General features: G+C 40.3%; 19 protein-coding genes. 4 read left to right on the top strand and 15 right to left on the bottom strand.

What is annotated here, in order from left to right; translation table 11 throughout:
- Positions 1 to 23 precede the first annotated feature (23 nt).
- Together BN1875_RS06105 and BN1875_RS06100 are read right to left on the bottom strand one after the other, a co-directional pair.
- Positions 24 to 1,805 (bottom strand): ABC transporter ATP-binding protein, encoded by a 1,782-nt coding sequence (locus BN1875_RS06105; RefSeq protein WP_048603963.1) that lies wholly within the window; start codon positions 1,803 to 1,805, stop codon positions 24 to 26.
- Positions 1,792 to 3,543, bottom strand: coding sequence for an ABC transporter ATP-binding protein (locus BN1875_RS06100; protein ID WP_048603962.1), 1,752 nt, complete (start codon positions 3,541 to 3,543; stop codon positions 1,792 to 1,794). Before BN1875_RS06100 ends, BN1875_RS06105 begins: the two co-directional genes overlap by 14 nt.
- 112 nt (positions 3,544 to 3,655) lie before the next feature.
- On the opposite strand from BN1875_RS06100, the gene BN1875_RS06095 reads away from it, so the two are divergent.
- The gene (locus BN1875_RS06095; protein WP_048603961.1) at positions 3,656 to 4,504 is read left to right on the top strand and encodes an AraC family transcriptional regulator; all 849 of its coding nucleotides are present in this window, start codon (positions 3,656 to 3,658) and stop codon (positions 4,502 to 4,504) included.
- Positions 4,505 to 4,537: 33 nt separating this feature from the next.
- Here BN1875_RS06095 and mgtE read toward each other — a convergent pair whose 3' ends face one another.
- From mgtE to BN1875_RS06075, 4 genes are read right to left on the bottom strand one after another with little or no spacing between them, the layout of a single operon-like run.
- Positions 4,538 to 5,905: a magnesium transporter gene (gene mgtE / locus BN1875_RS06090; protein ID WP_048603960.1), complete on the bottom strand. Its 1,368-nt coding sequence runs from the start codon at positions 5,903 to 5,905 to the stop codon at positions 4,538 to 4,540.
- A 15-nt stretch (positions 5,906 to 5,920) separates the two neighbouring features.
- Positions 5,921 to 6,820, bottom strand: a complete 900-nt coding sequence (locus BN1875_RS06085; protein WP_048603959.1) for an RluA family pseudouridine synthase — start codon at positions 6,818 to 6,820, stop codon at positions 5,921 to 5,923.
- Positions 6,817 to 7,617: an NAD kinase gene (locus tag BN1875_RS06080; RefSeq protein ID WP_147570587.1), complete on the bottom strand. Its 801-nt coding sequence runs from the start codon at positions 7,615 to 7,617 to the stop codon at positions 6,817 to 6,819. Before BN1875_RS06080 ends, BN1875_RS06085 begins: the two co-directional genes overlap by 4 nt.
- Before the next feature lie 5 nt (positions 7,618 to 7,622).
- Positions 7,623 to 8,291 (bottom strand): GTP diphosphokinase, encoded by a 669-nt coding sequence (locus BN1875_RS06075; RefSeq protein WP_048603957.1) that lies wholly within the window; start codon positions 8,289 to 8,291, stop codon positions 7,623 to 7,625.
- Positions 8,292 to 8,516: 225 nt separating this feature from the next.
- Between BN1875_RS06075 and BN1875_RS06070 the strand changes: the two genes are divergently transcribed.
- Both BN1875_RS06070 and BN1875_RS06065 read left to right on the top strand, forming a co-directional pair.
- The gene (locus tag BN1875_RS06070) at positions 8,517 to 9,086 is read left to right on the top strand and encodes a CYTH domain-containing protein (protein ID WP_048603956.1); all 570 of its coding nucleotides are present in this window, start codon (positions 8,517 to 8,519) and stop codon (positions 9,084 to 9,086) included.
- Positions 9,087 to 9,175: 89 nt separating this feature from the next.
- Positions 9,176 to 9,820: a DsbA family protein gene (locus tag BN1875_RS06065; RefSeq protein WP_048603955.1), complete on the top strand. Its 645-nt coding sequence runs from the start codon at positions 9,176 to 9,178 to the stop codon at positions 9,818 to 9,820.
- Between the two features lie 50 nt (positions 9,821 to 9,870).
- Here the strand turns inward: BN1875_RS06065 and pepF are convergent, their stop codons facing one another.
- From pepF to BN1875_RS06040, 5 genes are all read right to left on the bottom strand, one after another.
- Positions 9,871 to 11,685, bottom strand: a complete 1,815-nt coding sequence (gene pepF, locus BN1875_RS06060; RefSeq protein ID WP_048603954.1) for an oligoendopeptidase F — start codon at positions 11,683 to 11,685, stop codon at positions 9,871 to 9,873.
- 499 nt (positions 11,686 to 12,184) lie between these two features.
- Positions 12,185 to 13,129, bottom strand: a complete 945-nt coding sequence (locus tag BN1875_RS06055; protein WP_048603953.1) for a competence protein CoiA — start codon at positions 13,127 to 13,129, stop codon at positions 12,185 to 12,187.
- 83 nt (positions 13,130 to 13,212) lie between these two features.
- On the bottom strand, positions 13,213 to 13,857 hold the full coding sequence (locus tag BN1875_RS06050; RefSeq protein WP_048603952.1) for an adaptor protein MecA: 645 nt from the start codon (positions 13,855 to 13,857) through the stop codon (positions 13,213 to 13,215).
- A gap of 214 nt (positions 13,858 to 14,071) precedes the next feature.
- Entirely contained in the window at positions 14,072 to 14,470 is a 399-nt protein-coding gene (gene spxA / locus BN1875_RS06045) for a transcriptional regulator SpxA (protein WP_048603951.1), read from the bottom strand.
- Between the two features lie 652 nt (positions 14,471 to 15,122).
- Positions 15,123 to 16,838 (bottom strand): ABC transporter ATP-binding protein, encoded by a 1,716-nt coding sequence (locus tag BN1875_RS06040; RefSeq protein WP_048603950.1) that lies wholly within the window; start codon positions 16,836 to 16,838, stop codon positions 15,123 to 15,125.
- 319 nt (positions 16,839 to 17,157) lie between these two features.
- On the opposite strand from BN1875_RS06040, the gene BN1875_RS06035 reads away from it, so the two are divergent.
- Positions 17,158 to 17,871, top strand: a complete 714-nt coding sequence (locus BN1875_RS06035) for an HAD family hydrolase (protein WP_048604187.1) — start codon at positions 17,158 to 17,160, stop codon at positions 17,869 to 17,871.
- A gap of 227 nt (positions 17,872 to 18,098) precedes the next feature.
- On the opposite strand, the gene BN1875_RS06030 is transcribed toward BN1875_RS06035, so the two are convergent.
- From BN1875_RS06030 to BN1875_RS06015, 4 genes are all read right to left on the bottom strand, one after another.
- The gene (locus BN1875_RS06030) at positions 18,099 to 18,581 is read right to left on the bottom strand and encodes a DUF7000 family protein (RefSeq protein WP_048603949.1); all 483 of its coding nucleotides are present in this window, start codon (positions 18,579 to 18,581) and stop codon (positions 18,099 to 18,101) included.
- 134 nt (positions 18,582 to 18,715) lie between these two features.
- Positions 18,716 to 21,895, bottom strand: a complete 3,180-nt coding sequence (locus BN1875_RS06025) for a DEAD/DEAH box helicase (protein WP_048603948.1) — start codon at positions 21,893 to 21,895, stop codon at positions 18,716 to 18,718.
- Between the two features lie 55 nt (positions 21,896 to 21,950).
- Positions 21,951 to 25,061 carry an AAA family ATPase gene (locus BN1875_RS06020; RefSeq protein WP_048603947.1) on the bottom strand — a complete coding sequence of 1,037 codons (3,111 nt, stop codon included), beginning with the start codon at positions 25,059 to 25,061 and terminating at the stop codon, positions 21,951 to 21,953.
- Entirely contained in the window at positions 25,043 to 26,185 is a 1,143-nt protein-coding gene (locus BN1875_RS06015) for an exonuclease SbcCD subunit D (RefSeq protein ID WP_048603946.1), read from the bottom strand. The genes BN1875_RS06020 and BN1875_RS06015 overlap by 19 nt, the downstream gene beginning before the upstream one ends.
- Positions 26,186 to 26,237 lie beyond the last annotated feature (52 nt).

Raw genomic sequence — 26,237 nt, 5'->3', positions numbered from 1 at the left:
TTCCAATCAAGGGCTGTTTGCTGTTAAATAGCCTGCAATAAATCATATTGGGATTGATACAAGTGGTAATACAAGCCTTTTTCTTCCATCAACTCGTCATGAGTTCCTGCCTCGGCAATTCTCCCGCCAGCGACATAGAAAATTCGGTCAGAATTTTTAATCGTTGATAAGCGATGGGCAATGATAAAGGAGGTTCGACCTTTCAGCAGTTCTGCCAAGCCTGCCTGCAATAGTTCTTCTGTTTTCGTGTCGATACTGGATGTCGCTTCATCCAAAATCAAGATTTTAGGATCTGCCAACAATGCTCGAGCAAAAGAAATCAATTGCCGCTGACCGGCAGAAAGAGTACTTCCTCGTTCTTCCACAACAGTTTGGTAGCCATCTTTTAATTCCTTGATAAATTCGTGTGCCCGCACGATTTTTGCCGCCGCGATGACTTCTTCTTCTGTCGCATCCAGTTTTCCGTATTGAATGTTCTCCAAAATCGTTCCAGAAAAGATAAAGGTATCCTGCAACATGACCCCCATCTGACTGCGCAACGACTGCAAGGTCACCTCCCGAACATCGTAGTCGTCGATTTTGACGCTACCTTCATTGATGTCATAAAAACGGCTAAGCAGATTAATAATCGTTGTTTTGCCCGCACCCGTTGGCCCCACCAAAGCAATGCTTTGTCCTTCAGCAATGTGAAAAGAAACATCCGATAAAATATTTTTACCTTCTTCATAGCGGAAGGTCACATGCTCAAAATCTACCACTCCATGAATTGACGGCAATTGTTTGGCAGTGGGTGCATCTTGAATATCCGGTACTTCATCCATCGTTTCAAAGATTCGTTCCAAATAAGCGGTTGCAGTAATCAAAGAATTATAGAAATTCCCAATATTAATGACTGGATTCCAAAAATTATTGATATAACTGATAAATGCAATCAACGTTCCCGTGCTGACATCGACACCTATATTGCGGATACCAACAAAATAAATCAAACACATAGTCAAAACTGAAATATTTTGAACGCCCGGCCACATCAGGAATTGAATTTTGACTGCCTTCATCCACGAACTACGATAATCATTACTGACTTCTTGAAAAATCGCCATATTTTCTTTTTCCCGCGCGAAGGACTGCGTGATTTTGATTCCGGCAATACTTTCATGGATATACGCATTCATGTTGGACTGCTTGTTGCTCAATATTTGATAGGCTTTACGCTGCCGATTTTTGATGAACATCACCATCAAGAATAAAAACGGCAACAGTACCAGACTATACAGCGTCAGCTTTGCATCGATAGCAAACATGAAAATCAATGTGATGATGACATTAAAGACATCCGAAATCAAGTTGATCAGTCCGTTACTCAACAAATCGCTTAATGTGTTGATATAATTGACCACCCGAATCAAAATTTTTCCATGAGGACGATTATCAAAGTAAGCAAACGGCAACCGTTGCAAGTGTTCAAAAATATCAAAGCGCATATCCTTCAACACATCTTGACCAATCTCCGTGATTTTAAAAATCCGATACCGCATACAAATCCCGATAATCACCAACATCACAAGAAAGGCAACGCCAAGCATAAGCAACTCGGTAACCCGTTTTTGCGGAATCGTTGTGTCGATGGCAATTTTTATAAACAAAGGTGCCAGCATTCCGGCAACATTCGCTAATAAAATCGTTACTAAAACTTTGGTAATACTGCGTTTGTAAGGGGTAATATAATGAGCCAGCCGTTTAAAATCCTGCCAACTGAATTCCTGTTCTAATTCCTCATCGACATCAAACTTATTGCGCGCCATGGGGATCACCACTTTCTAATCCAAGTTGTTTTTGGTACACTTCGTAATATTTTCCTTTTTTATTGACCAGCTCATGGTGGGTTCCCTGCTCCACGACACGGCCTTTTTCCATCATTAAGATCAAATCGGCCTCTCGGACGGAAGAAATTCGATGAGCAATGATAAAGGTGGTTTTTTCACCGGTGATTTTGGTCAATTCCTGCTGAATCTTGGATTCTGTTTCCATATCCACCGCAGAAGTTGTATCATCCAAAATCAAAATTGCCGGATCTTTTGCCAACGCCCGTGCCAAAGAAATCCGCTGCTTTTGTCCCCCAGACAAACCGACACCCCGCTCACCGACGATCGTTTCGTATCCTTGAGGCATACGGGAAATAAAAGCATCCGCATCAGCGATCACCGCCATTTGCTGTACGAATTGGCTATCAGCAAACGGGTTCCCAAAGGCAATGTTATCTGCAATCGTATTGGAAAAAAGAAACACGTCTTGCATCACCATCGAAATATTTTCCCGTAATTGGCGTACCGGATAACTTTTGGCATCCTTGCCGTCAATCAAAACGGTGCCTTCTGTGGGATCATAAAACCGGCCGACTAAATTTACTAGCGTGGTTTTTCCTGAACCCGTCTCTCCTAAAATACCAATCGTTTGTCCTGGTGCGATTTTAAAGCTAACGTCGTCCAGCACCTTGTGAGATGGATCATCCGAAAAATGAAAGGAAACATCTTTAAATTCTACGATTCCCTTAATCGGTTTTGTCAAATATTCCGAACGAACATCAATTTTTGCTTGAGTTTTCAACATTTGCCGTATTTTGATACAGGCTGCTGAAAAACGCTGAACATCATTAATCAACCAGCTGCTCATCCGCATGGGGTTGTTCAGCATCCATAGATAGCCGTTGAACGCCACCAATTCCCCTAGCGTCATTTTCCCCTGAATAACGAACCAGCCACCTAAAATCAAGGCAATGGCTCCCAGACTCCCCGCCATTCCATCCAACCAAGGCAGATAGGTTTGAGAAACTTTAGCGGAGGCTAAGTTTCTTTGCTTGAAATCATCGTTAAAGTGATTAAATTTCTCAATTTCAAAATTTTCCCGAGCAAAAGCTTTAACTACTCGATTGCCACCGATATTTTCTTCCACCATCGAATTTAACCGCGAAAAACTTTCACGAATCTCAAAAAACAACGGTTGGGCTTTTTTTGCCATCCGGTTGGTCAAAATAAAGATGACCGGGGTGATTGCCACCAAAGCCAGCATGAGCTGCCAATTGATGAAGCCCATCACAATAATCGCTGAAACAAACCATACAACACATTCCAAAATATTATAGACAACCCATGAAACAAAATGCCGAATCGCATCCGTATCCCCAGTCATCCGTGCCATGATATCCCCAACACGAGTATGGTTGAAAAAATCAAAATCCAATTCCTGTAGTTTTTTGTACATGTCTTCTCTTAATTCAAAAAGTGTATTTTGTCCGATCCGTTCGCAAATCAACTGGTAGGAATAGCGGACAATCGTTCGAATCACTGTTGTACCGATCATTAACGCTAATAATGGCAATAATAAGTTTGTTTTCTTCTGGGTGATGACATCATCAATCACCATGCCGCCTAAATAAGGATTGACGACGATCAGTAACGCGTTGATCAATAAAAAAATACTGGCTAAAATAATTTTGCGGCGATACTTTTTGGCGTACTGCCAGATCCATTGTGCATTATTCATTTTTTCCCTCCTCGTATGATAAGATTACTCATTTATTTTTATTATGAAATGGTTTTTCTTCTTCATTTTGATGTAAAATGTTCTTAGTAAGAATTATCAATCGGAGAAAACAATGGATTATTTTAATGCACGCACCTTCAACCCTGAACTTTTATATATTTTCGACCCTTGGAACGAACCAGGGGCAGCTTCTAAGATGCATCACCATGATTTTTTAGAAATCAGTTTGGTTTTGGAAGGGGAGGCCCATTATCAATTTGAGAAAATGAATCCCCTTACCTTGCATGCCGGCAATATTCTGCTCTTTAATCCCGGCTATCGTCATGCCGAACGCCAAACAGAGGGAACTTGTTCCCATCAGTTGCACATCGGTATCCGCAATATTTCCTTAGAGGGGTTATCCCGCAATCATTTTCCCAACCAGCGTCCCTTATTGGATTTAGGAAAATACCAGCATCAAGTCATGGAAAAAGCGTGGCTCCTGACGCGGGAAATTGCTGAAAAGCAAAATGAATTTCAAGTCATGCAAAAAGCGCTGGTCATGGAGATGCTGGTGCTGATTTTGCGAGGACTGGAAGAAAAACATAACAATTTAACCTCGTATCTTTCAAAAAAAGAAAAACGCCAACAGCAAATCGTCAATTACACGATTTACTTTTTGGAAAATCATTATGAAGAAGAGATTACTTTAGAAAAGCTCGCCCAAGACCAGTACATCAGCGCGACTTATTTATCAAAAATATTTAAAGAAGCCACCGGCATGAGTCCCATCAATTATTTGATTACAATCCGCCTGAGTCGGGCAAAGGAATTGCTGAAAAATGATAAGCTGTCCATCAAAGAAGTCGCAACCACCGTTGGTTATCAAGACGCCTTTCATTTCAGCAAATCCTTCAAGAAACAATTTGGTACCGCTCCATCCAATGTGGTGCAAGAAAAAAACGAGGAAATCCCCAACTGAAAGGTTGGATTTCCTCGTTTTATTTTTTTAAAATTAACTGCCAATAAAATAACTCATAAATAGACTGGCAATATTAAAATAAATCAATACGCTGGTCAAATCGCTGAGGGTCGTAATAAACGGTCCGCTGGCAACCGCCGGATCAAAACCCAGCCGGTCCATCAGCATGGGAATCAAACTACCTGCCAAATTGGCAACGGTGATGGCAAACATCATGGCGATTCCGATTACAAATCCCAAAATAAAATTTTGCCGCCAGATGCCCACGATAATGAAAATCGTCAAACCAGTGATGGCTCCGGTGACTAAGCCGGTTAAAATTTCGCTGACTACCGTCCGAAAAAAGGAACTGTCCTTTTCATCGTTAATCGCTAAGCGGCGAACCGCCACAGCCAGTGATTGTGTGCCGGCATTTCCGGCAGTACCGGTGATTAAGGAAATAAAGACTGCTAAAATACTCGCTTCACTGACCAAGTCTTCATAGCGACTGATCAGAGTCGCAGTCGCCATTCCTAAAAAGAGCAGCGTAATCAACCAAGGGAGCCGACGGGCAGCTGCCTTAACTGGATTTTCACTGACTTCTTCAACGTTGACCCCCGCCAAACCAGAGTAGTCACTGGCGGCTTCATCATCGATAACGTCGATAATATCATCAACTGTCACGATCCCTAACAAATGGTCGTCGTAATCGGTGACCGGCAACGCAAGAAAGTCATAATCCCGAAACGTTTGTGCAACATCTTCTTGGTCATCGCCCACAGATACCGAAATAACCCGTTCACTCATAATGTCCGAAATCATTGTGTCATCTTCATTGATAATCAAATCTCTCAACGAAATAACGCCCACCAGCTGATTGTCTTGATCGACAACATAGATATAGTAAATCGTTTCAGCAACATCTGCCTCGTTTTTCAACACGTACATGGCAGAACGCACGGTTTGATTGGCAACGATAGAAACAAATTCCGTTGTCATGATTGATCCGGCAGTATCATCTTCATAGTGAAGCAGTTCTTTAATTTCACTGGCATCTTCGGAAGTCATCAAACTCAAGTACTTGGCGACTTGTTTTTTATCCAGCGTATTCAGCAAATCCACGGCGTTATCTGTATACATTTCAGATAACATGTCTGCGGCATAACGAGGACGCATTTCCGATAAATAATCCTTCATGTTTTCGTCATCTTCTTCAATGACGTCAAACATGTCCGCTAATTCTTTAGGTGATAAATAAGCATAGACTAAATGACGTTGCGTTTCATCGAGAGACTGGTAGAATTGTCCCTGCTCATAGATATGCATCTCCAAAAAATTATCACGAAATCCTTGAATTTCATTTGCTTGAAGCGCTTGTCGCAATTCTTCAAAACGTTCTTCCAGTTCTTCTGTTTCGTCCAATCTCTCTCACCACACTTAGTCGTTTAATTTCGTTGCCAACTGCTGCATATCCTGCGGCAGTTCCTGATAAAATTCTAGTAATTCATTTGTGAAGGGATGATAAAAATGCAGCTCATAACAGTGCAATGCTTGCCGCATAATCCCAAGATCCAATCGCCCCTCGTACAATTCATCTCCCAATAATGGACAACCAATTGCTGCAAAATGGACACGAATTTGATGGGTCCGCCCTGTATGAAGCTGGATGTCCACCAACGCCATGGATTCATTCCTTTTTTCAAGCCAATATTCTGTTTTGGCGTACCGCCCGGTTTCGTCAACCTTTCGTTTTAAAAGAGAGGTATAATCCCGTGCAATTGGCAAAATGATTTCATCGTGGGCTTTTAAGGTCGACAGCTCGCCACTGACAAGCGCCTGGTATTTCTTAAAAAACTTTTTTTCTCTTAATTGATTATCTAATTTTGCATGGGCAAAGCCATGTTTTGCAAATACCATTAAACCAGATGTATCGCGATCCAAACGAGTAACGACATGGATCACCTGATCTGGATAGTTCTGTTTTTGATAATAGGCTTTGACACGATTTGCCATCGTTTGATTGGGATGATATTGCGCTGGAATCGAAGAGATTCCGGCTGGTTTATTGACAATCAATAAGTGTTCATCCTCAAAAACAATGTCAATCGGTGTCGGGTCTACCAACATGGTCTCATGTTCCCCTTCGTCAGGAATCACAATAGTTACCGTATCATTTGCCGTCAAAGAATACAAGACATTTTCTATTTGATCGTTGACGAAAATCTGTCCGCCACGAAATTTTATTTTTGCCAATAATCCTTTTGAAATTCCCTGTTCCTTCAAAAAAAATTTTACTTTTTGCGGTTGATCTTTTTGGAATGTATAGGTAAATTTCATTCGTCTTCTCCGATAAAGGCATCCTTGACCCGATGCCAGAAGTGCATATGGCGATAAGATGCAAACTGAATTCGTTCGTCTGCAATGCGGTAATAGATTCTATCAATCTCATCTTGTTGGATGTCCAACGAATCTACCGTAATCAAATAATCATTACTGTCTTGCAGCTTAATTTCCAGCCATTCTGAATCTGCGATCACAATCGGTGAACCCAATGTTCGGAAAACACGATTGTTTAATGAAGCAATCTCCGCCAGTTGAATTGCATTAATGCTGGGATGCAATACCGCACCGCCAACGCTTTTATTGTAGGCAGTAGAGCCAGTGGGGGTCGACACCGACAAACCATCTCCCCGGAAGCGCTCAAATAACTCATCTTTGATGTAAACATCAGCGACCATCGTTCGACTGCCCCGTTTGATTGTAGATTCATTCAATGCCAAGAAATGTTTATCCGGTTTTCCATTCGAGTAGCGAATCACAACATCCAATAGCGGATAACTGACACTTTGTCCCCGATTGCTTTTCAAACTATCCACTAATTCTTCTAACTCATAATCCCGCCAATCAGTATAAAAACCCAGATGTCCGGTATGGATGCCCAAAAAGCTAACCTCTTTCAAGCGGTGGTTGTAGCGATGAAAAGCCGACAGCAACGTTCCGTCGCCCCCAACAGAAAGAACCAACTCCGGTTCATGTTCATCAAGCGTGATGTCTGCTTTTTTTAATAAGTCGATCAGTCGTTGGACAACTTCAATCGTTTGTTTTTGCTGATTATACACCACCGCTACTCGCAACCTGCTCATTCCTCCTCCTGATCGATGGACGCACGATAATACACATCATCGGATTTTCCTCGCCCATGGGAAAATAATCGCTGGGCTTCTTGGATTTCTTCTCGAATACTGGACATTTCTTCATCCAATTGATAGGCAGCTTCTGCCGCACGTTTCAACCGTTCACTCATCTCTTCTGGAAAAGCACCTTGGTATTTATAATTTAACGAATGTTCAATCGTCGCCCAAAAATTCATTGCCAAAGTCCGAATTTGAATCTCCGCCAAAATTTTCTTCTCTCCGCTGATCAATTGGACTGGATACTCAATCACCAAATGGTACGAACGATAGCCACTGGCTTTTTTATTGGTGATGTAATCCCGTTCGATGATGACTTTCATGTCTTTACGATTTCGCAATATTTGGACAACTTGATGGATATCTTCAACAAATTGACACATAATTCGCAAGCCGGCGATGTCGGACATTTCTTCTTCCAGACGTTCCATCGGGATATGCCGAATCTGACTTTTTGTGATGATGCTGTCTACCGGTTTCACACGACCGGTTACAAATTCAATTGGTACATGTCGATTCTGTTCGCGAAATTGTTTGCGGATTCCCCGCAATTTCACTTTTAATTCTGAAACTGTTTGTTCATAAGGAGCTAAAAAGCCTTCCCAATCTCGTTCCATATTGATCCCTCGATTTTCTTATAGCATTCAATCTACATTTTACCATAAAGGAAGCAAAATCTTTAGTACCCAATCGCTGACAGAAAATGATTCTATTTTTTCGGCCGATAATGAAAAAACATCGTTTATTAAAAAAGCGCAAATTTTTGTCAAAAATACCTCTTTTCATTGACGTTTCCTGCCATTTTATGACAAAATATAAAAATACGGAAAAGAGTGAAAAGAATGAAATCAGTTGAAATCGAATTCAAAACAATGATTACTGAAAAAGATTTTCTCCGACTGCAAACGTATTTTCAATTTCAAACGTCTGATTTTCATCTACAGGAAAATCATTATTACGACACCGAAGATGCCCACTTACGGAAAATGCATTGGGGTTTACGGATTCGTCTGCTAGCGGATCACGCTGAACTGACATTGAAAACACCTCTTACAGAAGGATTATTGGAAACTACAGATCGTTTGTCTCTTGATGAAGCACACAACTATGTAAAAAAACAACAGCTTCCGACAACTGGCACAGTCGCAGATTACTTGATTGCTCACGGGCTTTCACCAGAAGATTTACGGGAAACGGCCTGCTTAAAAACCAGTAGAGCGGAAGGTAGGATCCTTGAAGGTCTTTTGGCGTTGGATGAAAGCTGGTATGGAGAACACCATGATTTTGAATTAGAGTTGGAAGTGGTGAATGCCCAAAATGGGGCAGAAGCATTTCAACAATTATTGAAAAAATTGGAGATTCCCTACATTCCGGCACAAAACAAAATTTTACGGGCACTGTCTGCCAACTAACAAGCGCTTTATTTTTCTTTTTTTATTTTTTCTGTTAAGTTAACCATAAGAATATTACTGTGTAGGATCTAAATTTGGGGGAGATTCAGTTGATCGAGATTTATCTATTTGTCAATCCGTTGGGGCCAGTTTGTCTACAGTCAGAATTAGATATGCTGAAATACATAGAAAAAAGCAAGAAAAAGATCCAATTTCGTGTCTTGCCACTCGTTAACATGACAACGATTAGCGATATCATGACACGACGAGGAATTGAAAAACATGATATCCTTGCTCGAAACACTTTATTTGAAGATACATACGCTGCGGCATTGGATTGCAAAACGATTCAGCTGCAAGGCAGAAAACGTGCCAGAGATTTTCTGATGAAGCTGCAACATGCAGTCGGCTGCCTTAAAAGAAACTATTCTTCTGAATTAGTGGAAGAATTGGTTTTAGAAAGTGGCGGCGATTTGTTGATGTTCCAAGAAGACCGTTCAACCCAACTTGTACGTGACCTGTTCCAAGCCGATCAAATGATTGCTCATGAAATGGGAATCGTCAAACATCCTTCCTGTGTCGTCTACAACTATGCTTGTGAAAGAGATTATGGGGTTTTGTTGGAAGGCGCAGAAGCGTTAAAAGATCTGCCAAAACTTTGTCAGACTACAGATGAAAATTATCAAATTTTTCATATTGAAGGCTACTTAACTCGTGAAAATGAGCGGCGAATCGCTCACTTAAAACTCGTTTAAAAAGGATAAGACAACTGATCATAACGACCAGCTGCCTTATCCTTTTTCTATTATTCGAGTTCAGCTACTACTTTTTCAAGTTCATTTAAGCGTTGTTCAAAGACTTTCATCGCATCTTCGATATATGCGGCTTGAGTCATATCTACCCCTGCTTTTTTCATTACTTCGATTGGGTAATCGCTGTTGCCAGATTTCAGATAGGTTAAATAGTTTTCCAATGCGTGAGGCTCTTGATCTAAAATCTTTTTCGCCAAAGCAGAAGCTGCAGAAAACCCAGTTGAATATTGGTATACATAATAATTGTAATAAAAATGAGGAATTCGAGACCATTCTAGTTTGATTTCCGGATCTTTTTCTACACTTGGACCGTAATATTTTGCGTTCAATTCACCATAATAATCACTTAAATATTCGCTGGTCAATGGCACCCCTTTAGCATCTTCTGTATGAATAAAATGCTCAAATTCCGCAAATTGTGTTTGACGGAAAATCGTTCCCTTGAATCCGTCTAAATAGTGATTCAATACATACGCTTTAACCCGAGGATCTGTTTCGGTTTTTAATAAATATTCGGTTAAAATATTTTCGTTAGTGGTTGAAGCAATCTCTGCCAAGAAAATGGAATAATCCCCATAAACGTAAGGTTGATTGTTTCTAGTAAAGTAGCTATGGACACTATGACCCATTTCATGAACTAGCGTAAATAATTGGTCCAAGGTATCATGCCAATTCAATAAAATATAAGGCGCTGTATCGTAAGCACCGGAAGAATAAGCGCCGCTGCGTTTGCCTTTATTTTCGACTACATCGATCCAACGGCTGGCAAAGGCTTCTTCTACCACCTTCAAATATTCTTCTCCCATTGGTTGCAAAGCTTCGAGTGCTTTTTTCTTTGCATCGTCAAAATTATAAGAAATTGGTGCTTCCCCTAGAACTGGTGTGTACATATCATACATATGCAATTCGTCGACCTTCAATAATCGTTTTCGCAAAGCAACATAGCGATGTAGCAATGGCAAATGCTTATTCACCACATTTACTAATGTATCATACACACTTTCTGGGATATGATTAGCCGCTAAAGATGCCGCCCGAGCAGAATCATAGTTGCGGACTTTTGCTTTAAAATTGTGTCCCTTAACGTGGGCGCTCAAGGTAGAAGCAAACGTATTGCGGAATTGTTCATAGACACTATACAATCCTTTGAAAGCTGCTGCACGAACTTCACGATCTGTATTTTCCATTAATTGACCGTAAACTCCATGAGAAAGTTGGATTTTTTCGCCTTTTTCATCAGTGATCGTTGGAAACACTAAATCGGCGTTGTTCAAAATAGCAAACGTATTGCTGGACGCACCAAAGACTTCACTTGCCCCTGCCAACAATGATTCTTGTTCTGCTGGCAAAACATGAGGACGGTTGTCAACGATTTGCTTCACATAATGACGATAGTCACTTAATTTTGGTTCTTCTTCAAAGTAATGCCAAATTTTTTCATCACTTAATTTTAAAACTTCTGGTTCAAACCAGGAAATCGCTTCGCTGGCTTGTGCTAATAAACTGCTGGCACGAGCATAAATTGCTTGATAGGTGGTATTAGCTGTATCTTGGTCATTTTTCAGATGTGAATACACATATAAGGTTTCCAAATTTCGGGAAACTTCAAGAACATATTCCAAAGCCGCTAGGAAAGCCGCTGCACCATCAGCTAAAGTTCCTTGATATTTTTCTGAACGCTTCAATTCTTCTGTCAAAGAAGTAAAAGCTGAATCGAAGGCCGCATCATCAGCAAAAATTTTGGTTAAATCCCATGTAACTTCTTCTGATAACGCGTCTCTTGTTGGCAATTGTTTTGTTTCTGACATCTTATCCACTCCTTGTTCTTTTTAATGTATTAAATTTTCTTAATAGAAAATTTAGTCTGATTTTCACGCCGTATATCATTCCACTAGTCATCTTGATAAAAGGGGAACTGATATCCTTGTTCTTTTTAATGTATTAAATTTTCTTAATAGAAAATTTAGTCGCATTCTCTCGCCCTATCCTCATTCCACTAGTCATCTTGGCAAAAGAGGAACTGATATCCTTGTTCTTTTTAATGTATTAAATTTTCTTAATAGAAAATTTAGTCGCATTCTCTCGCCCTATCCTCATTCCACTAGTCATCTTGGCAAAAGGGGAACTGATATCCTTGTTCTTTTTAATGTATTAAATTTTCTTAATAGAAAATTTAGTCACGTTCTCTCGCCCTATCCTCATTCCACTAGTCATCTTGATAAAAGAGGAACTAAACTCCTTGTGCAACTGATTCTATCTTATCATATTATTTTCAAAAAAATGTGTAAAAAGTCTGAATTTTCTTTTTTATCTTTGCGTAAGCACTTGGCATTCAAGGTAGCACTTTTGTAAAACGATTTCCTGAGAAATCATAGGAAAGGACCAGTCCCAGTTAAGTTGTTGAATTTTTTCTTTCCATTCCTCAAAAGGCAAGCCTGCTTCAAAAAAACTCCGTAACAGCAGCATACGATCTGCAAAAAAGAAATACCCCAAGCTCGGCTGATAACACCAATCGGGCAGTGTATTTAAGGATTGATGTCGAAAATAAAGTTGTTCTTGTAGTAACAAAGTAGGTTTATGGCAACGTTGCAATTTGCGGGTAAGATGGTCTCGATAGTGACGGGCTTGCCATGCAGTAGGAGCTACCCTTTGTTGGCGACTCATTTGCCACTTCTTTTTCAGGTTCCAGCTTTTGATGTCAAATGAAATTCCTTGTTGATAATGCCATGAGGAAAGCGAAACCTTTTGAAGGCGTTGGGCTGCAACATCCAGACACCAAAAATGAATACCTGATTGAGAAAGTCTGCAACAAGCTTTTTGAAATTGGCTCAACTGAGTCGTGGGAAAAAAACGGCTCCCCAAAATCCACCATGGATGATACCCATGGCGCTGATAATTTTCTGTCCGTTCCAAAAATCGAACAAAAGGCAAAGAAGAGCACTGAAACTCAATCGCACGCTTTTCCCACAAGACATCCGGACGCTGTTTTAAATTTGGCAGATAAGCTTCGAGTTTTGCCTGCTTCATGGGGAAAGTTTCCATAATCATGCGTTTTCCCTCTACATGTTCCCAAGTTTCTCCTTCACTAAATGATTGGCAATCCGCTTTAACATGAGCAAAGTGGGGAATTTTTCGACTACCTTGTTTAAAGCGAACCGGTTTTCCACAACTTGGGCAAACCAAACGATCTTGAATTTTTTTCTGATAATCAAAGCTTGCAATCAATTCTTCTTGATTTCGTGCAACTAACATAAAAATCACCTCAAGAAAAAATACGCAAGTTTGATTTTTTTCCACAAAAAAACACTTGCTTGAAACGAAGCAAGTGTTCGGGTTTAATGAAAATAATGACGGGTCAATGCTAATGCATCATGTTCCATCAACTGTTTCCCATGTTCTGCCAAAACTTCCGGCGTCACATGGCTTTTTCGAGCAAATTCAGATAAGTGAGATAAAATATCTTTGACCTCGCTGTCAAGAATCAACTCATCAAGAAATTGGATTTCCAAAAAGTAGAAATCGTTCATTTCATAAAGGTCAGTGATTGCACAATCTAATTGGACCTCATTAGCCAATTGGATCATCTGTTCAAAATCCACCATCTCTAAAACAAAATGACGTTTGACTTCCTCTGGTTTGGTATTTTCTTCCAGTTGATCTGCCACGTGTTTTTTCAAAAAGTCAGTGATTTCTTCTGGTGAACCGCTACCCATTTCTTCAAATTGGGACAGGTCTTCTGGTTGAAGATTTTTGCTGATAAATAATTCTAATCCGTCACCCTTCGGAAGAACTTGAAAAGTAACTGCATCGCTGCCTTTGAATTCTTCATCAATATCGACCTCTTCTAAAATGCTGTAGAAAAAGTTTTCAATTTCATTTTGGTTGCCCAGCAAGTCCAGAAAAGTGATTCCTCGAGCAGCTAAATCTTCACCCTTGATCATCACACGAATCGTATTTTCATTGATATGTTCCATTTCCATCTTAGCTACACCTCACTTTTGTACTCGCATTATAGCTACATTGTAACGGAAGAAAAGGAAAAGTAAAGCAAAAACTACAATTCCTAATAGAAAGAAAATAATTTTTTGGCTGCGCTTTTCTTCCTAGTACTTCCCTGCTTAGACGAGAAGTTGTTCTCCTTTGTCAAAAAAAGGAAGCAGATCGTTTTCAACCTGCTTCCCTTCGTTTTTTCTTCTATAATCCAGCCATGAGCTGTGCATGCCGTAATTCTAATTGTCGTACTTCTCTTGGTAAGAAGCGACGAATCTCGTCTTCGTTGAAACCAACTTGCAGACGTTTTTCATCGATCATAATCGGACGGCGCAAAAGTCCAGGATTTTTTTGGACAAGATCCAATAACTCTGGCAATGGCAACTCATCTAAATCGATATTCAATTTTTGAAAAACTTTCGAGCGGGTAGAAATAATTTCTTCTGTTCCGTCTTCAGTCATTTGCAAAATGGCCTTTAACTCAGAGATATTCAACGGTTCGGAAAAAATATTTCTTTCAACGAACGGAATTTCGTGCTCTTGCAACCACGCACGAGCTTTTCTGCATGACGTACAGCTTGGGGAAGTATAAAGTGTCAACAACGGTATCACTCCTTTTTATTATATAAAGGATTCTGTAACAGCAATCTCTTTATCTTTAATATGATTATATTATATCGAATACTCACTTAAATATCCAGTACTTTTTTAACTTTTTTTAATAAAAGTAATCGATTCAAAATAATATAACCGTTATAAACATACGCTTTCATGCTTTTTCATTTTTCTAAAATGAGTATTTTCACATTTATTTCCAATAAAACTTCTCTTATACAACAGTTCTTTCAAACTGTATTATTTATAACATAGAAAAGTGAAGAAACATTGTTATTTCTATAAAAAATGTTTTTTAATTTTTTTCTATTAAGAATTATTCTTGTCTGGAATCATCTGAAAAACTTGCCATTATGAGAAAATCGACCACAAGTCTCTTTCGAACAAATGACCGAAATAACAGTGATGCTGATTACAAAACATATTTTTAGTTATTTGTTAAGAAAAGGATGCGCAAAATCTGTATTATCTTTTTGAAAGAAAGCTTCTTTATTTTAAAAAAAACACTTCTTTTTATTCTTTCCGTTTTTTTAGTTCTTTCATAAGAACTTTCACAAAGAAGAATGTATTAAAAAACATAAAAAAAACCCTAAAAAAGCTGATTTTATTCTAAAATCAGCTTTTTTTTATGAATATTTGACTATTTTCTGAATTGCGCATCATACAATCCCCGATAATGTCCATGTTTAGTCATCAATTCTTCGTGGGTTCCTTGTTCTAAAATTCCTTGATCACTGACCACGATAATTCGGGTAGCATGCTTGATGGTTGCCAAACGATGGGCAATAATCATCGTTGTTCGTCCTTTCGCAAGGGAATTCAGTGATTCTTGGATAACTTGTTCTGTTTCTGTGTCCAAAGCCGAGGTTGCTTCATCCAAAATCAAGATAGGCGGATTCTTCAAAAACATCCGTGCAATCGCGACCCGCTGCTTTTGTCCTCCGGAAAGTTTAACGCCCCGTTCTCCAATCACGGTATCCAATCCATCCTTCATTTGCTGAATCACACCGTCTAAATGTGCCAATGACACCGCCTGCAAAATCTCTGCTTCACTAGCTTCCAATTTTCCATACGCAATATTTTCCCGAATCGTTCCTGGGAACAAAAAGACATCCTGTTGAACAATCCCGATTTGATCTCGTAAAGATTCTAACGTCATGGATCGGATATCTCGACCATCGATAGTAATCTTGCCTTCCGTCACCTCATAAAATCGGGGCAACAGATTACACAATGTCGTTTTCCCAGAACCGCTTTGACCGACGAAAGCCACCGTTTCTCCCGGGTGAATCTCTAAATTAATATGATTCAAAACTTTTTGAGAATCCATATAGGAAAAGGAAACATCCTCATAAATAATATGCCCGTTCAAATGATCCACCGCAACTGCATCTGGACGATCAACAATCAGCGATTTTTTGTCCAATTCTTCCGTCAGCCGTTTGAAACCGGCGATACCTTTTGGGTAACTTTCGATCATGGTGTTGACCTTTTCGATAGGACGAACAAAAACATTGGATAAAAGAATAAAGCCGACAAAATCTCCATACGTGATTTCTTGGCGAATCGTATAATAAGCACCGAATATCAAGGCAAACAAATTGATTAGACGGATCAAAAAGTAATTATAAGAAGAACTTAACGCCATCACTTTATAGAAAGTAATCTTTGATTGTCGATAAGCTTCGCTCAATCCATCAAAACGCTTTGCCTCAAACGATTCATTCGCAAAGGATTGGGTGACACGGATACCACTGACTGAAGCTTCTACTCCCGCATTGAATTCCCCAAGATTTTCATAAATTTTCGTGTTGACCTTGGTCATTTTTTTATTGAAAAAGACCAATGCAATTGTAATCAACGGCAACAACGCAAACGTCGCAATTGCCAACTGCACATGGGTATGCAGCATCAATAAAAAAGCACCAATCAACGTCATGATCGTGATAAAAACATCTTCCGGTCCATGATGGGCAACCTCCGAAATTTCAAAAAGATCTGTGGTCAGGCGACTAATCAGCTTCCCGGTCTTTTGATTGTCATAGTATTCAAAAGATTGCTTTTGCAAATGCCGGAACAATTCCCGACGCATATCCGTTTCAATGTTGACCCCCAGCTTATGACCGAAAAAGACAACGATATATTGTAAGACAGTGTTCAAAAGATAAAAAACCAGCAACGCCAAACAAGCCAGTAGAATAATCCGAAAATTTTTCATCGGCATGATCTTGTCAATCACTTGATTGACCGCAACTGGAAAAGCCAGCTCCAGCAGACCAGCCAAAACAGCGCAGGAAAAATCTAAAATAAATAATTTCTTATAGGGACGATAATAACTAAAAAAACGTTTTAACAATGGGTATCCTCCTTCATTTTCAGGTAGAAAATTTTTGTCAGCATTCTACCAATCTTCTTTTCGAGCTAATCCTTCCAATAAACAACAGCTTTAAGGTACTTCATCCATTATAATCAAACTTTCACTGGTTGCAAAATCATTTTTCGGTCAAAAAAACTGAAAATCGATAAACCTTGTCCTTATCGTAAAATACGAAATTAAGTAGATAAAACCTTTATTTATCGGGCTTTATCGTCTTTCTTTTCCGCTTAAATTCCGCTAGAATGAATCAGGAATCTTTTTTGAAAACTTACAGAAATTGAAAGGCGTGGCAATTTTTTTGATTGAATCAGTAGTTTTTGACGTAGATGATACGATTTATGACCAGCAACAACCCTTTAGAAATGCAGTGACCCGTTTATTCCCTTTAGTGACTCCGGAAGACATGAGTGACTTGTATTTGCGTTTTCGTGTCCATAGCGATGAAAATTTTGGCAAAGTAATCACGGAGGAATGGACGCTAAGTTACATGCGAACCTTCCGTATCAGCCAATCTTTGAAGGATCTCGATTATCCCCACATCACCGAAGCAGAAGCCTTGCAGTTCCAACAGATTTACGAAGAAGAACTGGATGCCATCACGATGCATAAAGAAATCAAAAAGACGTTGGATTTTTTGAAGAAAAAACAAATTCCGATTGGTATCATCACCAACGGCCCCACCGACCATCAGTACAAAAAGGTGTTGCAATTAGATTTATTGGACTGGGTCAACAAAGAACATGTCCTTATTTCCCAAGCGACTGGATTTCAAAAACCGGATGCAGAAATTTTTCATTTAGCTGAAAGAAATTTTGAAATGCAACGGAAAAACACTCTGTACATCGGTGACAGTTTTGAAAATGATGTCGTAGGCTCAAAAAAAGCCGGCTGGAAATCCCTGTGGTTCAATCATCGTAATCGTAAAGTGCCAACAGGTGAACAGCACATCCATGACATCGAATTGACTTCTTTTGATCAAATTTTCCCTACGATTCAAGCTATTTTTATCTAGGCTTCGTTCTATCCCTGGACTAGGTTATTCACCCGTTTGCTAAGAAATAGAAAAATCTATTCTAAAATGAACCACCCCCAAAAAGTTAGACCAAAAATCGAACTTTTGTGGGTGGTATTTTTATGACTAACTATAGGGTCAAATTCAAATGAACGATTTTTCAATGCTCTTATTACATGAAAAAAGGAGGGGATTTCTCCACTCCTTGAATGCCTAACTTTTTGAGATCACTCTAAAAAAGGATAGATTTTTTTTGCTTCGGCTAAGGATTTTTGAATAATTGCATCTGACAACAATTCTAAATCCTCAAAATTTGGGTCCTTTTCAATCACAACATCAAGCATCGTATACTTGGGCATCGCTTGCTTTTCTTGATTCCAACTGAGATTTTTCAGTTTCTCCCACTGGCGTATTTGTTCTTCTGCATTTTGTGCCATTACCCACAACTCAAATCGGAGCTGATGATGGTTTAAAACAAGTCCAAATCTAAGTTTCTTCTCCCTGAGAAATTCGTCAAAAAATGGAAAATAGGTATAATCCATGTACCCCAGCGAGATACTCCCTACTTTATACTCCGTCGTTGCTTTGGAAAAATCAGTCCGTAGTTTTTGAACAAAAAAAATCAAGTTACTATAGGCATTGCAAATCGGGCTGCCTTCATAAACCTGTTGCCTGTAAAACTCAATCTCTTCACTAAGCTTTCGCGTCATGTCGTTCCCTCCCATATGTGAACTTACCCTTTTTTTGCCGTTGAATGTCTAAAAACACGCCCGAGAAAATTTACCAGATTTCACCTTTCCAGCATCTTCCTCGCACGTGTCTCACAGACATTCTTCGAACTTTTCTATTCTACTTCTTCACCAATACTCAAAATCATTCGAATATCCTCTTCGGTCATTTGTTGCAGTTGGGTTTCGTTTCCTTGGATCACTTTTTGGAACAGCTCTCGTTTTTCATTTTGTAATGAATCCATGCGTTCCTCGATTGTTCCTTCTGCAATCAGTCGCCACACCTCAACGACTTTTTTCTGCCCAATTCGGTGTGCCCGTGCTGCTGCTTGTTCTTCCACTGCAGGATTCCACCACAAATCGTAGAGAATCACGGTGTCGGCACCGGTCAAGTTCAAGCCGGTTCCTCCAGCTTTCAAGGAAATCAAAAAGACATCTCTTTCTCCTCGATTGAAGGCTTCCACCATTTTGATTCGTTCCTTTGGTGGCGTACTGCCTCGTAAATAAAAGCACTCCAATCCCATTTCCTGCAATTCTTCTTCAATGATTGACAGCATGCTGGTAAATTGAGAGAACAATAAAATTCGCCGGTTATTATCCTTTGCCGCCACAATCAAATCTTTGGCTTGTTCTAATTTTCCAGAGGTACCTTCGTAATCATCCAAAAAGAGTTTGGGATCACAACAGATTTGCCGCAAACGGGTAAGTCCCGCAAGAATACTAATCCGGTTTTTCTTGAAGGTCGCCGCATCCATTTGAGTAATTTCCTCTTGCATTTGTCGCAGATACGCCAGATAAATTCGTTTTTGATCCTCTGTCAGTACACTATAATAATTGGTTTCGATTTTTTCCGGCAGGTCTTGAAGAACGGTTTTCTTGTCTCGTCGTAAAATAAACGGCTTAATCATTTTAGCAATTTCTTCGGCCGCCATTTCCCGAAAAGAATACTTATTTGGGAAAAAGCCCGGCATAATCATTTGGAACAAGGACCACAGCTCCGTCAAATTATTTTCAATTGGTGTTCCGCTCAAAGCAAACCGATGTAAAATTTGCAAAGAACGCAAGGCTTGCGCAGTTTTTGTGCTGCTGTTTTTTACCATCTGAGCCTCATCCAAAATCAAATAATTCAAGTGCATTTCCTGATAACGATCGATGTCTTGCCGCAAACTTGCATAAGAAGTAATAAAAATATCCGCTTCTTCCGTCAGCAAAGATTCTCGTTCTTGACGATTACCAGTCACCACTTGCGCCTTAAGATTAGGGGCAAAGCGTTTGATTTCCTGTTGCCAGTTATAGGTTAGACTGGCGGGTGCCACGATCAGAGCTTGGATTGCACCGATTTCTTGTTTTTCTGAAAGCAGGTAAGCAATCGTCTGCAAGGTTTTCCCAAGACCCATTTCATCTGCCAAAATACCACCAAATTGATAATGACTCAACATTTTCAGCCATTGGAATCCCGTGACTTGGTATTCCCGCAAATTTGCCTCTAATCCTGTTGGCAAGGTTGCCAGGTATTTTTCCGGATGAGTTAAATCAGTCGCCATTTGTTCAAAACTAGCACTAAATGTTGCCGAAGTGTCGGCTAATTGTTTTTGCAGCTGTAACCCTTGGTGCCGAGGAATCTGTACCACCCCTTTTTTGGCATGGATTACTTCCCGGAATTTTTTCAAAATCTCACTGGTTTGTTGAAACTCCTCGGATTCAAGGGACAGCACTTGCCCATTTTCCAACGTGTAAAATTGATCCTGCCGCAATAACCCTGCCAAAATTGCATCGATTTCCTGCTCATCGATTCCGGAAATGTCAAATCGCACATCCAGCCACGAGCCTTCTTCGGAAACCGCAATTTGTGGGCGATGTTGACCGGCATCAAGATACATTTCCCGCAGTTTCTTTCCAATTCGTACGGTTCCTAATCGCCGCATGAGGGGAATTTCAGTGGTAAAGAATCGGAAAAGATCTCCACCCGTCGGCAATGGTTTGATCCATCCTTCCTCTGTTTGAGAGAAATTCAGCTGTTGTAGTAAATGCCGACTCCGTTGTTCATTTTTGATATCACGCAAAATTTCCGGATGATTTTTGGGAAGAACCGTATGTTTTTTATCACTTGAAAAAATAACTTCTCCATACTGAAAATCCAACTGCAAAGCAATCTGTCCTTTTTTCTTCCGCAAGGTAAAGGCCACCGATAATGGCGCATCACTGATTTCTTCTGAAACCGCCGGATCAATAGTAACCATACCAATTTTTCTCAAAAGTGGCAGCACCTGAGTAAATAAAGCCGATAATTCTGCTTTACGGTACTCAATCGTTGGTTGTTCCAAGCGTTTCAACAATTGATCTAAAGTACCATAAACCGCCATTTGTTCCGCAGTTAGTTGGTAAATTTGGTTCTCCATAATTCCCCAATTGTAGTGAGACAAAACTTTTTGGAAATTTTTCGTAATTGTCAAATAGAACTGCTCTTGGTCTTTCGTCAGTTGAAAGGCCAGCGGATGACTTTCTTTTGCAAACTGCAATTTAGAAAGTTTCTTTTCCCCAACGATCAAGGTTGTGGGCACCGCTTGCATTTCTTGAAGCAATTCTTTTCCAAAAGCCACCGGCAACAGTAAATATTTTTTGTCCAATTTTCCCTTCACTTGAATGCCGGCTTGTCCAATCAGTTGTTGTGTCTGGGCGATACCCGCCAATTTCCGCAACAAATCATTGACTACCGGGGAAAAAGCCGTCTCTGATAATTGGAAAGGATATTGCTTATTGATCAAAATCTTTTTTTGCTCTTGACTCGCTTGCAAAAATTTATAAATATTTTTAATGACATACGTCCGCTTAGTTTCTTGATAGCCTAAGCGAGCAGAAATACCGATCACTGAAAGTTCTTCATGGTAAGGATTGGTCTCCAAAATATCCAGTTGAAATTCTACAGTCAATGGAGCCGTTTCTTTGTCTTCTTCTTTTTGCAATCGAGAAAAACCATTCGTAAACATCTCTGATGCAGAAAAAATCGTTTTTTGCGGAATATCCTCCGCTTGGATACTTCGTGATTTTCCCTGTTGCCGTAAATACAGCTCAACAGCTACCGTGTGTTTGCAATAGTGATGTTCTTCCCAGTAAGGACATTGACAAAAATCTTCCTCTTTCGCCGTTGCATCCAACTCGATACGATATAATTCACTACCTAAAACCTCTGCATGCCAAACTTTATTCGCTGGATCCGGGGTCACCGAAAGAACGCGGCCTTCTTTGACGTATGTACGCCCTCGTTCAATTACTTTTTCTGGTATACTCCACTTCACATGGGTTCCTCCTTGTCGGTTTGTTTTCCCGTAACTTTTTTAACGATTTAGAAACTCACGACCGATAAGCAATCGTGCTTTGTCCGCTGCCATTGGTTTGCACCAACAATTGTTGGGTGACACGTTCTTTCAATTCCCTCACATGGCTGATAATGCCGATCATCCGTCCTTCATTTTCAATCATTTCCAAGGCTTCCATCGCCATTTCCAACGATTCCTCGTCTAAAGAACCAAAGCCTTCATCGATGAAAAGTGCCTCGATAGCGACTCCCCCAGAACGATTCTGTATGACATCTGCCAAAGACAATGCTAATGCCAACGCTGCAATAAAGCTTTCTCCGCCAGACAAGGTGTGTGCCCGCCGTGAAGCACCGGCATTGTCATCATAAATATTAATCTCTAATCCTGTGTTCTTTTTATTGCCATTCACTTGATCTGCCAATTCAAATTGATACCTGCCCCGTGTCAAGCGCAGCAGTCGTTGATTAGCCAACGTTAAAATCTCCGCCAGATACGCCTGCAGTACATAGCGCTCCAAGCTTGTTTTATACGGATTATCCCCATTGATGGTTTGAAATAATTGTTGCAGTTGGGCTTGTGCTTCAACTTCCTGAGCATTTTTTTTATAAAGTTCCGTCAATTCTGCCGACAATTTTTGATTTTGAGCAAGCCGTTCTTTTTGTTCAAAAAAATGTTCCTGTATGTTTTGAACCAATGTTTCGGCTTCTTGCCGTTGTTGCATAAAGTATCCGACATCAGGCGGCGTGCTGCCTTTTATTTTGTCCTGCAAGGCTCGCAGCCGCTGTTCTAGAAATTCTGCTTCCTTCTCAAAATCAGCAATTTCTTTCGTCAGCGCTGGAATTTCTCCACTGTCCTCCAGCCATTCTCGTAGCTGTTGTTCCTCGACAGAAAATGGCGAATCAGCTAAAACTTTCTGAACGTTTCCTTCAATTTCTTCTTGTTCCTGCTGAAGTTGGACCACTTGGTTTGACAGCTGTTTGTCTTGTTCCCGCAAAGAAATTTCTTCTGCCTTTAGCTGTTCTTCCTGTGCAGTATCGGCTTGCAAAAATTCCTGCAATGTTTGAATTTCAATGGATAAGCGGGCAATTTCTTCCGTTAGTTGCTCCTTCGTTACTTTTCCAGTCTGTCCAGTCAACGTTTCCAGTTTTCCACTAATTTGCTGATCTTGCTGCAAAAGCTGTTGCTGGTTGTCTTTTAAGGCTTGCAATTGTGTCGCTACTTTTTCTTGGGCTAAGAAAGCAGCATCCAGCCGTTGTTGCGCTTCTTTAAAGTCTGCAGCTTGTTGGTGATGAACTGCCAACACTGCGGCAAGATAGTCCTCCGGTGTTTTTTCTGACGAAGGTTCATCAAAAAACAACCAAAAATTCTGTGTCGTTTCTTGCTGTTCTTTTTTTGCTGTTTGCAGTTTTTGCTCCAGCTCCTGCACTGCTTGCTCGTATTGGGCCTGTTGCTGTTGAATCGTCGCCAGTTTTTCCCGGCTTGTCCCCAGTTCTTCTTCTGTTGTTTCTAATTTCCGTTGGTTATCTTTGATTTCTTGTAACGAATATACTTGATGCTGTGCTACTTGTGGATGGCTCGTCGCCCCACAGACAGGACAAGGCTCTCCTTCCAGTAAATCCAGACTTAACCGAGCAATTTGCATTTTAGCGTTTTGACTTTTTAGAATCGCTACCTGTTGCTTTTTCTCTTCTAAATTTTCTGCCAGTTTTTCTTTTTCTGTATTCTTGACAGTCCATGCGGTTTGCTGCTGTAAGATTTCTTCTGTAAAGACAGAAACTGCCTGTTGACTTTTCTGACTATTTTCTGCCAACTGTTGGGCCTTTAGCAATCGTACTTCTTGCTCCTGCCAAGCTTCTTTTTGCGCCAACAACGCTTGTGCGTCATTTATTTTATGAGTAGTTTGCTGTTGCTCCCTGACTAGCTGTTGTTCTTCGGCAACAAATTTACTATTGGCTACCTGTAAAGCAGTTTGCTGTGCCAACAAAGTTTCTCTTTCTGCAACTAGCGGCAGCAGATATTTTTTTTCCTGCAAGACGGTTTGTTTTTGCTGCAATGCCTCTTGCTTTTGTTGGACTTCTTCCCGACATTCCTGCCAACTTTTTTTTGCAGCTTCCAGTGTTCGCTGTGCATTTTTTACAGCAGCCAGTCTTGCCGTTTCTTGTGCATAATTTCGTTGATTTCTAGCTTGTTGCTCCAAAAGACCCTGTTGTTCTTTGCTCCAAATCAGTCGGTCCAACAAAATTTTTTTTGCTGAAATCCGGGGCAGTTTCTTTTCCCCATTGGCTTGCTTTTGTTGCAGTTCAGCAATTTCTTCAAAGAACGCTTGCTGCTCTTTGGCTTGATAAAATTTCTGTTCGGCTTCTTTTTGTGCTTTTTGTGCCGTTTCCAGTTGTTTTTCCAGCTCCTGAAGTTGCTGTGTATCTTCTTGCAATGCAGCAGTCCACTGAGTCAAGGTTTCCGGCAAGGATAAGGAGACCGGTGCTTCTTTCCGCCAAATAAACCGGGTTTTCAAGGTCTCTGCGTGTGCCAATTGTTGTTGGATTTTTTGTTGTTGCTTTTTGCTTTGCTCCTTCAGCCATTCATTCAATTGCTGATACAGTTCCGTACCGAATAAATTTCGCAAAACCCGCTCTTTATCATTGCTGGAGGCAATCAGAAAATTACGAAATTCCCCTTGCGGCAGCATAATGATTTGGAAAAATTGCTTGGCATCTAAATGCAGCAATTCTTTGATATATTGGTCGACTTCATTTTTTTTCGAAAATTGGCGGGTGGCTTGTTCTTTTTCAAAAACCGTCAATGTCACTTTTGCCGCTTGATCCTTTGTGCCGTCTCCCCGCTTTTTCAGCAAGGTTTGCTCTGGTCGGCGTTCGATTTCATATCTTCGCCCTTGGTGTTCAAAGGAAAAAGTGACACAGGTTTCTTCTTTCGGCGAGGCAAACATCGATCGCATTTCTTTTCCAGAACGCAAACTGCCGGAGGTTTCCCCAAATAGTGCGTAAGTCATCCCGTCAAAAATCGTGGTCTTGCCGGCACCGGTTTTGCCGCTGACCAGAAATAACCCCGTTTCTTGAAAGTCGCCAAAATCTAACGTCTCATTGATAAAGGGACCAAAATTTTTCATCGTTAATTTTCTTGGCTGCATGTATCCTCACTCATTTCTCTGGTTACTGCTTGTAGACCTTTTGCCAGCCACGCTTCTTGGGTTTCCGACAATTTTGTTTCCGTCATTTCCTGAAAAAAACCATCGATTAATTGTTGTGGTGACTGAAGGCGTTTTTTGAATTTTGTCGTTGGTCGTTTTTCGGCAATTCCTTCTCTGCGTTCCACACTTAAAATCCGAGGATAAATGCTCCGCAGTTGATTCATCATGTTGGGAATGATTGCTTGATCCGTTAGTTGGATATGTAAAAACAACTCTCGATCTTGTGTTTGATAATATTCAGGTGTCACCAATTCGTTGAAAGAAGCCGTAATCTCCTGCAGATCATGTAAAGGCGTCAACGGATAAAATTCTCGAGTATTTTTTTCGGTATCAACTAAAAAGACACCCTTTTTTTGTGCAGCTTCCGAAACCGAAAATTTCAGGGGTGCACCGCTGTATTGGCAATTTTCCGAATGCAATGCATCCTTATTGTGCAAATGACCCAATGCAACATAGTCAAAATCCGCCAATAAATCTGCCGGCACACCGTCTAACCCTCCGACTTCAATTTGTGTCTCCGAGTCTGTACGGCTACTACCGGCAACAAAGAAATGACTGACCAATACTTGTTTTTTCGTTGGATCAAAGGCTTTTTTCATTTCAACCACTACCCGCTGCATGGCAGCTTTAATAGTAGGAAGGTCTTCATCAAAATACAACCGTGCCTCAAAAGGCTCGAAGTAAGGCAATAAAAAAAATTGGACATTCTGCATTTCGATTGGCTGAAAAGCTTGAGACAATCGCGTATGCAAATAAAAATTCGTCTTAGCAAACCACGGACTCCCCGCTTCCAAACGAATACTACTGTCATGGTTTCCAGAAATCGCCAAAATGGGAAACTGATTATCTAAATTCATCTCAATAATCGTCTGATTGAAAATTTCCACCGCTTCTACTGACGGTACGGATCGATCGTACAAATCTCCAGCAATCACGATGGCATCCACTGCTTCTTTTTTCGCAAGTGCCAAAAGTTGATTTAAGATGTATTTTTGATCGGCGAATAAATCGTAGCCATTCAATTTTTTGCCGATGTGCCAGTCTGCCGTATGTAAAAAGCGCACGTTTTCACAGCCCTTCGAAAAAATATCTTTCTAACCATTATAACACTTTCTG

Source organism: Enterococcus massiliensis (assembly GCF_001050095.1).
GTDB lineage: Bacteria > Bacillota > Bacilli > Lactobacillales > Enterococcaceae > Enterococcus_C > Enterococcus_C songbeiensis.
This window is presented reverse-complemented; position numbering and strand designations above follow the sequence as displayed.

Coding starts and splice junctions, on each gene's coding strand:
- BN1875_RS06105 (WP_048603963.1), bottom strand. CDS start 1,805: ATGGCGCGCAATAAGTTTGATGTCGATGAGGAATTAGAACAGGAATTC.
- BN1875_RS06100 (WP_048603962.1), bottom strand. CDS start 3,543: ATGAATAATGCACAATGGATCTGGCAGTACGCCAAAAAGTATCGCCGC.
- BN1875_RS06095 (WP_048603961.1), top strand. CDS start 3,656: ATGGATTATTTTAATGCACGCACCTTCAACCCTGAACTTTTATATATT.
- BN1875_RS06085 (WP_048603959.1), bottom strand. CDS start 6,820: ATGAAATTTACCTATACATTCCAAAAAGATCAACCGCAAAAAGTAAAA.
- BN1875_RS06075 (WP_048603957.1), bottom strand. CDS start 8,291: ATGGAACGAGATTGGGAAGGCTTTTTAGCTCCTTATGAACAAACAGTT.
- BN1875_RS06070 (WP_048603956.1), top strand. CDS start 8,517: ATGAAATCAGTTGAAATCGAATTCAAAACAATGATTACTGAAAAAGAT.
- pepF (WP_048603954.1), bottom strand. CDS start 11,685: ATGTCAGAAACAAAACAATTGCCAACAAGAGACGCGTTATCAGAAGAA.
- BN1875_RS06055 (WP_048603953.1), bottom strand. CDS start 13,129: ATGTTAGTTGCACGAAATCAAGAAGAATTGATTGCAAGCTTTGATTAT.
- BN1875_RS06050 (WP_048603952.1), bottom strand. CDS start 13,857: ATGGAAATGGAACATATCAATGAAAATACGATTCGTGTGATGATCAAG.
- BN1875_RS06030 (WP_048603949.1), bottom strand. CDS start 18,581: ATGACGCGAAAGCTTAGTGAAGAGATTGAGTTTTACAGGCAACAGGTT.
- BN1875_RS06020 (WP_048603947.1), bottom strand. CDS start 25,061: ATGCAGCCAAGAAAATTAACGATGAAAAATTTTGGTCCCTTTATCAAT.